General features: G+C 59.1%; 3 protein-coding genes. All 3 read right to left on the bottom strand.

All coding sequences use genetic code 11. The features are described from left to right. Window positions 1–624 (bottom strand): lysophospholipid acyltransferase family protein (locus AAAB16_RS17375; protein ID WP_340664444.1); only part of this gene is annotated, 624 nt, incomplete at its 3' end. 30 nt (window positions 625–654) lie between these two features. After that, window positions 655–1,191: a D-glycero-beta-D-manno-heptose 1,7-bisphosphate 7-phosphatase gene (gmhB, locus tag AAAB16_RS17370; protein ID WP_340664443.1), complete on the bottom strand. Its 537-nt coding sequence runs from the start codon at window positions 1,189–1,191 to the stop codon at window positions 655–657. Window positions 1,192–1,194: 3 nt separating this feature from the next. Further along, window positions 1,195–1,488 (bottom strand): DALR anticodon-binding domain-containing protein (locus tag AAAB16_RS17365; RefSeq protein ID WP_340664442.1); only part of this gene is annotated, 294 nt, incomplete at its 5' end.

Here is a 1,488-nt window from a genome sequence, read left to right as displayed (position 1 = left end):
GACCACCTGGATAGTGCCCGGGGTTTTCCACCAGCCCTGCTTGGGCCAGAACTCGCCGGCGTTATGGGCGATTGGCAGCACCGGCAGGTTGGCGTTTACAGCGAGCGCCGTACCACCGCGGGAGAATTTACCGATCTGCCCGGCTGGCACCCGCGTGCCCTCTGGGAAGATAAGCACCCAGATGTTTTGTTGCAGACGTTCATGGCCTTGTTTGGCCAACTCTTTAAGTGCGGCTTTGGGGTTGTCGCGGTCAATGGCGATAGGTTTGAGCATGGCCATTGCCCAACCGAAGAACGGCACATACAGCAGCTCGCGCTTAAGCACTTGGCTAAGCGGCGAGAAATAGCAGGAGAGAAAGAAGGTCTCCCAAGTGCTCTGGTGTTTGGAGAGGATCACACAGGGCTGGCTTGGAACGTTTTCGGCACCGCGTACTTCATAGCGAATGCCCAGCATTACCTCGGTCAGCTTTACCGCAAAGCGGCACCAGTTGACGTTGATAAAGCGATAGCGGGCTTCAAAGGATTGGAAGGGGGCGACAAAAAAACTCAGGCTGCACCACAGCAATGCGCTGCCGCCTAAGAGGATGTAGAAGAGGAAGATTCTGATGGCCAGCACGATCGACATTTAGCGTTATCCGTCGCGGGCTATCCCCGCCTATTGGGTGTGGAGTAACTGCGCGGCAACCGCCGCCAAATCGTCAAATATCAACGTCCCTGTTGGCAACACCGTGCCTAGGGTTTTCTCACCTTTGCCGGTCTTCACCAACACAGGCTGACAATCGACGGCCACGGCCGCCTCCAGGTCACCTCGACTGTCGCCGACAAACCACACGCCTGCAAGATCTGTGTGGTAGTGCGCAGCGATGGTCAGCAGCATTCCAGGCTTGGGTTTACGGCAGTCACAGCCGTCGTTCGGCCCATGTGGACAGTGCACCACCAGCCCCAGTTCACCGCCCTGCTCCGCCACCAGCTCACGCAGGCGATCGTGCATGGAGGTAAGGACGGCGTCTGAGTAATAACCGCGGGCCAGGCCCGACTGGTTGGTGGCCACTGCCACCGTCCAGCCAGCCTTGCTCAGCTGTGCAATTGCCTCGACGGCGCCAGGGAGCGGAATCCACTCCTCCAGCGTTTTGATATAGGCGTCGGAGTCGTAATTGATCACCCCGTCGCGGTCGAGTATCAGCAACTTCACGGCTTACCCCAGCAACGAGATATCCGCCACGCCGAGGAACAAGCTGCGTAGCTTGGCCAACAGGGCGTAACGGTTAGCGCGAACGGAGGGATCTTCAGCGTTGACCATTACCGCGGCGAAGAAGGCATCTACCGGCTCGCGCAAGGCAGCCAGTTGCGCCAATGCTTCGCTGTACAGGCGGGCTTGAGCCAGCGGTTGTACGGCGTGGTCGGCTTGCTGAATCGCCGCGTTGAGGGAGAACTCGCTCGGCGAATCGAAGTAATGCGCTTCGATGCCGGCTGCGACGTTGCCCTCGGC

It is taken from the genome of Pseudomonas sp., from assembly GCF_037994325.1.
Classification (GTDB): domain Bacteria; phylum Pseudomonadota; class Gammaproteobacteria; order Pseudomonadales; family Pseudomonadaceae; genus Aquipseudomonas.
The sequence above is the reverse complement of the archived record's forward strand: the minus strand, read 5'-3'. Positions and strand labels throughout refer to the sequence as shown.